The organism is Streptomyces sp. NPDC060205 (assembly GCF_042728395.1).
Taxonomy (GTDB): domain Bacteria; phylum Actinomycetota; class Actinomycetes; order Streptomycetales; family Streptomycetaceae; genus Streptomyces.
The window spans coordinates 1-6,155 of sequence record NZ_JBHWZP010000456.1 but is presented as its reverse complement, the minus strand read 5'-3'; the positions used below and the strand labels follow the sequence as shown (position 1 = coordinate 6,155).

Below are 6,155 nucleotides of genomic sequence, written 5' to 3'. Positions count from 1 at the left end.
CGACCACCGAGTCGTCCAGGTCGCCCGCCAGATCGATGCCGGTGATCTCGGCTCCGATATGGCCGGCGGCCGGCCTGACCTCGATCCGCGTACCTCTGTCCGTCGTCATACGTGCTCCGTTTCCTGCGTCTGACCTGATCGTGCCGGCGACCCTGTCATGTCCTTGTGGGGAGGGCGGCGGCCCGGGCCGCCAGGGAGTCGAGCAGCAGATCCACCGCCAGTTCGAAGGAGCTGCCGGCCATGACGTGCAGCTCGTCCCGCACCTGACTCAGCGCCGGATAGGCCTCCGGGTCGACCGACCGGTAGGCCGATGTCCACGCCTGTTCGTCGGCCTCGCGGCGCTCGCGGGGGAGCGCCTGGCACGCGGCGTCCAGGGCGGCGTGGCCGAGGACCGTGTCGATGAAGGCCAGGTAGAGCCGCACGGCATGGGCGGGCGGAAAACCGGCGGACAGCAGCAGACCCACGCCGGTCTCCACGGCACGGAACTCGTTCTCCCGGCGCGTGATGCGGTACGAGGCCATGGCGGCGGCCCGCGGATGGGCGAGGTATCCGTCGCGCACCCGCATCGCCATCTCGCGCAGTGAGGCCACCCAGTCGGGACCGGGCACGAACCCGGCCATGGCGTCCCCGATGATCCGGTCGGAGACGGCCAGCAGCAGGTCGTCGGTGTTGCGGAAGTAGCGGTAGAGCGCGCTCGGATCGCAGCCCAGGGCCGCTCCCAGACGGCGCACGCTCAGCGCCTCCGGACCGTGTTCGCCGATGAGGCGCAGCGCGGTCTCGGTGATCAGCTCCTTGGAGAGCAGGACGCCTGCCGCGGTGGGGCGACGCCGCCGGCGTTCCTGTGGGGCGCGGGTGGGCATGACGGGTGATTCCTCTCGCGCCGGGACACGGCAGGGACGGGCGCCACCGCTGTTCCCGCCGATGGACCGCCGCAGCTTCAGTGAACGGCCGGTCGCCGCCTTATGTCAACGGCATTGACGCAAAGTGTGCGGACGCTGTTCCATCCATCGCACCCCCACACGGCTCTTCCTCCCCGTCCCTCTCCCTCCCCGTGAGGAGCCCTGATGTCTCTCAACCCAGGCCGGAACACCCCAGGCCGGAACGCCTCAGGCCAGACGGCCCCGGACCGCCCGCCGGCGGAACTGCGCCGCTCCCTCGGCGTGATCGACGGTGTCGCCATCGCCGCCTCCAGCACCGCGGCCACCACCAGCATCGCCATCGGCATGGGCGCCATCGGCACGATCGTCGGGCTCCAGGCCCCGGCCCTCCTGCTGCTGGCGTTCCTGCCCGTCCTCGGCATCGCCACCGCCTTCGCCCGCCTCAACCGCTCGGAGCGCAACTGCGGCAACGGCTACACCTGGGTCGGCACGTCGCTGGGCCCCTGGCCCGGCTTCCTGGCCGGCTGGGTGACGCTCGTCGGCTCGGTCATCTTCCTCGGCTACACCAGCGCGGTGACCGGCTCGGTCGTGCTGATCTTCGCCAACAAGGCGGGCCTGGACTCCCTCGCCGGCATCGCCCTGGACCCGACGTCCACCGCCGCGAGCACGGTCGTCGGACTGGTGGTCCTCGCCGGAGTCACCGTCCTCGCGATCACCGGGGTGCGGGCCGCGACCCGACTCCAGTTCGGCCTGCTGGTCTTCGAGTACGCCGTCCTGCTGGTCTTCTGCACCTGGGCTCTGGTCACCGGCCACCAGGACTTCTCCTGGTCGTGGTTCAACCCCTTCGAGATCTCCAGCGGCACGGCCTTCGCCCAGGGCATGGTCCTCGCGGTGTTCTTCTTCTGGGGCTGGGACGCGGCCTTCAGCGTCACCGAGGAGACCCGCGGCCCCGGCGACTCGGCCCGCGGCGGCTTCATCGCCCTGTTCGCCATGCTCGGACTCTTCGTCTTCGCGTCGGTGGCCTTCCAGCGGGAGAAGAGCCTGCCCGAACTCATCGCCAACGGCCCGCAGGCCCTCCCGTACCTCGGTGCGAAGCTCGCCGCCGAACCGTGGGCCAGCCTGCCGCTGCTCGCCCTGATGTTCTCCGCCGTCGCCTCCGTCCAGTCCTCCGTCATCCCCACCGCCCGCGGCCTGCTCGCCATGGGCCGCGACCGCACGATGGGCCCGCTGTGGACCCGGATCCATCCCAAGTACGGCACACCCGCCGCCGGCACCGTGGTCGTCATGTCGATCGCGACCGCCATCGCCCTGCTCGCCATGGCCATCCCCAGACTGAGCGACATGCTGCTCGCCGCCGTCAACGCCATCGGCCTGGTCGTCGCCCTCTACTACGGCCTCACCGCGCTCGCCTGCGCCGTCCGCTTCCGGGGTGCCCGCCGCGACGGCCCGCGCGAGGCCCTGCTCGCCGTCGGCGTCCCGGCCGCCTCCGGCCTGACCCTGCTAGGCCTCGGCGGCTACCTCGCCCACTCCTACCTGACCATGAGCGACCACATCGAACTCAGCCCCGACAACGGCTGGTTCATGCTCTCCCTGCCCGTCACCATCGTGCTGAGCGGCCTCGTCATGGCGGCCGTCGCCAAGTACGTCCGACGCTCCCCGTACTTCACCACCGGACGCGGCACCGACGCCGACGCCCTTTCCCTTCCCATGGACCGCACGGCCGTCTGAGCCCCTTCCCCCCGGAGCGCTGAACCCATGTCCCACTCCCAGGCCGCCGACCTCGTCCTGACCGGCGGACCCGTGCACACCGTCGACGCCGCGCGCAGCCGGGCCACCGCGGTGGCCGTGCGCGACGGACGGATCGCCGCCGTCGGCCACCACGAGGTCCACGAACTGATCGGACCCGGCACCGAGGTCGTCGACCTCGCCGGCCGGCTCCTGCTGCCCGGCTTCCAGGACGCCCACGTCCACCCCCTGGGCGCGGGCACCGAACTGGGCCTGTGCCACCTCAACGACACCGTCGACCCGCGGGAGTACCTGCGGCGGGTGAAGGCCTACGCCGACGACCACCCCGACGCCGAGTGGATCACCGGCGGCGGCTGGTCCATGGAGGCCTTCCCCGGCGGCACGCCCACCGCCGCGCTGCTCGACTCGGTCGTCCCCGACCGGCCGGTGTTCCTGCCCAACCGCGACCACCACGGTGTGTGGGTCAACTCCCTCGCCCTGCAACGCGCCGGGATCGACGCCCACACCCCCGACCCGGCCGACGGACGCATCGAGCGGGACGCCGACGGCAACCCCACCGGCATGCTCCAGGAGGGCGCGGCGCACCTCGTGGGCCGCCTGCTGCCCGCCCCCACACCCGACGAACAACTCGCCGCGCTGCTACGGGCCCAGGCCGTGCTGCACTCGTACGGGATCACGGCCTGGCAGGACGCCATCGTCGGCACGTACGCGAACATGACCGATCCGACGCCCGCCTATCACGCGGCGGCCGACCGCGGTCTGCTCACCGCCCGGGTCGTCGGGGCGCTGTGGTGGGACCGGGCCAGGGGCGCCGAGCAGATCCCCGAACTCGTCGCCCGCCGGGCCGGGTCGAGCTGCGGGCGCTTCCGGGCCACCAGCGTGAAGGTCATGCAGGACGGCATCGCGGAGAACCACACCGCCGCGCTGCTCGGCCCGTACCTCACGCGCTGCGGCTGCGCCTCCGACAACTCCGGCATCAGCTTCGTCGAGCCGGCCGAGCTGAAGAAGTACGTCACCGAACTCGACGCGCTCGACTTCCAGGTGCACTTCCACGCACTCGGCGACCGGGCCGTGCGGGAGGCGCTGGACGCCGTGGAGGCGGCCCGCGCGGCCAACGGGTGGCGCGACACCCGCCACCACCTCGCACACCTCCAGGTCGTGCACCCCGAGGACGTACCACGCTTCCGTGCGCTCGGGGCGAGCGCCAACCTTCAGGCGCTGTGGGCCGCGCACGAACCCCAGATGGACGACCTCACCATCCCGTTCCTCGGCCCCGAACGGGCCGCGTGGCAGTACCCGTTCGGAGACCTCCTGCGCGCCGGGGCGACCCTCGCCGCGGGCAGCGACTGGCCCGTCAGCAGCCCCGACCCCCTCGCCGCGATCCATGTCGCCGTCAACCGGATCGCCCCCGACGCGCCCGAGGGCACCCCGGCCTTCCTGCCCGGCCAGCGACTCGACCTGGGCGCCGCCCTCGCCGCGTACACCGCGGGCAGCGCCCACGCCAACCACCTCGACGGCAGCACGGGCAGTGTCGGCGTGGGCAAACTCGCCGACCTCGTGGTCCTGGACCGCGACCCCTTCGCCGGGCCCCCCGAGGAGATCGCCGCCACCCGCGTCCTGCAGACCTTCGTCGACGGCCGCCGGGTGTACGCGGCGGGCGACGCGTGAGCCGGCGTGTGGCCGGCGCGGTGTCCCTGGCGGGCTGCTGCTCGTCGTAGTGCTTGGCGGCGTTCTCCCGGGCCTCTGTGAAGACCTTTTTGTCTGCGGCCCGGTGGGGGCTGATCGCGCAGTTCCCCGCGCCCCTTTGGGGCGGGGCTGCGCCCCGGCCCGCCGCCTACGGGGTGCTGACGTTTGTTGTCAGTAGGCGGAGCAAGTGTTTTGCTGTGGCGTCCTGTTCGGGGGTCAGGGCCATTGCGTCGCCCATGGCCAGGGGGACCGTGTTCGCGCGGTCCTGCAGGCGCAGCCCGGCCTCGGTGAGGTGCAGGGCGACCGAACGCTCGTCCTCCGCCCGGCGCTCCCGCCGCAGCAGCCCGTTCGCCTCCAGGCGCTTGAGGAGCGGTGACAGGGTGCTGGACTCCAGTTGGAGGGCCGTGCCCAGGTCGCGTACGGAGATCGAGTCCTGCTCCCACAGCGCGAGCATCACCAGGTACTGCGGATAGGTCAGCCCCAGCTCGTCCAGCAGGGGGCGGTAGCGGGCGGTGACCGCCCGGGAGGCCGCGTACAGGGCGAAGCAGAGCTGGTCCTCCAGCAGGAGTGAACCCCCCTGCGGCGATTCGGTTCCGGCGGTGCTCACGGCGTACCTCCGTACTCGGTGATCTACCTCGATCTGCCTCGGTGATCCACACCCTATCGCTGACTGTGTCATCGAGTCTCCCCGATCGTATCGCGCCCTAATGAGTTGTGCACGACTAAAGCGTGCGCTACTGTTCTGGAAGTGCCCCCGCTCCCGGCGAAGCCCGCGAGGAGCGTGCCCACGGCACCAGATCCGAGGAGAGCGTCATGACCGACACAACCGGAGTCCGCCCCGTCCTGGAGCCCGCCGCCGCGGCCTTCGCCGAGGCCACCGCCAACCCGCCCTACCTGTTCGACCTCGGCCCGGCCGAAGGCCGCAGGACCGTCGACGAGGTCCAGTCGGGCGAGATCGCCAAGCCGGCGGTCGACGAGGAGTGGATCACCGTCCCCGGCGGCCCCACCGGCGAGGTGCGCACCCGGATCGTGCGCCCCGCGGGAGCGACCGGCACCCTGCCGGTCATCGTCTACATCCACGGCGCCGGCTGGGTCTTCGGCAACGCCCACACCCACGACCGCCTGGTGCGCGAACTGGCCGTCGGCGCAGGCGCCGCGGTCGTCTTCCCCGAGTACGACCTCTCGCCCGAGGCGCGCTACCCCGTCGCCATCGAGCAGAACTGGACCGTCGCCCAGTGGGTCGCCGCCACCGGCGCCGACCACGGGCTCGACGCCTCCCGCATCGCGGTGGTGGGCGACTCCGTCGGCGGCAACATGGCCGCGGCCCTGACGCTCATGGCCAAGGAGCGCGGCGGCGTCGCACTCGTCCAGCAGGTGCTGTTCTACCCGGTCACCGACGCCTCGTTCGACACCGCCTCGTACCACCAGTTCGCCGAGGGCTACTTCCTGCGCCGCGACGGCATGCAGTGGTTCTGGGACCAGTACACGACCGACGAGAAGCAGCGCGCCGAGATCACCGCGTCCCCGCTGCGCGCCACCACCGAGCAGCTCACCGGGCTGCCGCCGGCCCTCGTCGTCACCGGCGAGGCCGACGTCCTGCGCGACGAGGGCGAGGCCTACGCCAACAAGCTGCGCGAGGCCGGCGTGGCCGTCACCGCGGTCCGCTACCAGGGCGTCATCCACGACTTCGTGATGCTCAACGCCCTGCGCGAGACCCACGCCGCCGAGGCCGCCATCAGCCAGGCGATCACCGTGCTCAAGGGCGCCCTGGCCACCGGCTGACCGTCCCGGCCGCCGGAACACGGCCCGGCCCTCCCCCTCCCGTACACGCACGCGGGAGGGTGA

Annotated in this window: 5 protein-coding genes and 1 pseudogene; 3 read left to right on the top strand and 3 right to left on the bottom strand. The window is 72.1% G+C overall.

Annotated features, from left to right (window positions below):
* Both ACFWGJ_RS40785 and ACFWGJ_RS40780 read right to left on the bottom strand, forming a co-directional pair.
* Positions 1-109, bottom strand: a pseudogene (locus ACFWGJ_RS40785) (TauD/TfdA family dioxygenase); the annotation flags it as partial.
* 46 nt (positions 110-155) lie between these two features.
* Positions 156-860: a TetR/AcrR family transcriptional regulator gene (locus ACFWGJ_RS40780; protein ID WP_387334020.1), complete on the bottom strand. Its 705-nt coding sequence runs from the start codon at positions 858-860 to the stop codon at positions 156-158.
* Positions 861-1,064: 204 nt separating this feature from the next.
* Here ACFWGJ_RS40780 and ACFWGJ_RS40775 point away from each other — a divergent pair, with 204 nt between their 5' ends.
* Both ACFWGJ_RS40775 and ACFWGJ_RS40770 read left to right on the top strand, forming a co-directional pair.
* Entirely contained in the window at positions 1,065-2,606 is a 1,542-nt protein-coding gene (locus ACFWGJ_RS40775) for an APC family permease (protein ID WP_387334019.1), read from the top strand.
* 27 nt (positions 2,607-2,633) lie between these two features.
* Positions 2,634-4,292, top strand: a complete 1,659-nt coding sequence (locus tag ACFWGJ_RS40770; protein WP_387334018.1) for an amidohydrolase — start codon at positions 2,634-2,636, stop codon at positions 4,290-4,292.
* 166 nt (positions 4,293-4,458) lie between these two features.
* Here ACFWGJ_RS40770 and ACFWGJ_RS40765 read toward each other — a convergent pair whose 3' ends face one another.
* Positions 4,459-4,917: a MarR family winged helix-turn-helix transcriptional regulator gene (locus tag ACFWGJ_RS40765; RefSeq protein WP_387334017.1), complete on the bottom strand. Its 459-nt coding sequence runs from the start codon at positions 4,915-4,917 to the stop codon at positions 4,459-4,461.
* 206 nt (positions 4,918-5,123) lie between these two features.
* Between ACFWGJ_RS40765 and ACFWGJ_RS40760 the strand changes: the two genes are divergently transcribed.
* On the top strand, positions 5,124-6,092 hold the full coding sequence (locus ACFWGJ_RS40760) for an alpha/beta hydrolase (protein ID WP_387334016.1): 969 nt from the start codon (positions 5,124-5,126) through the stop codon (positions 6,090-6,092).
* The last annotated feature ends 63 nt before the right edge of the window (positions 6,093-6,155 follow it).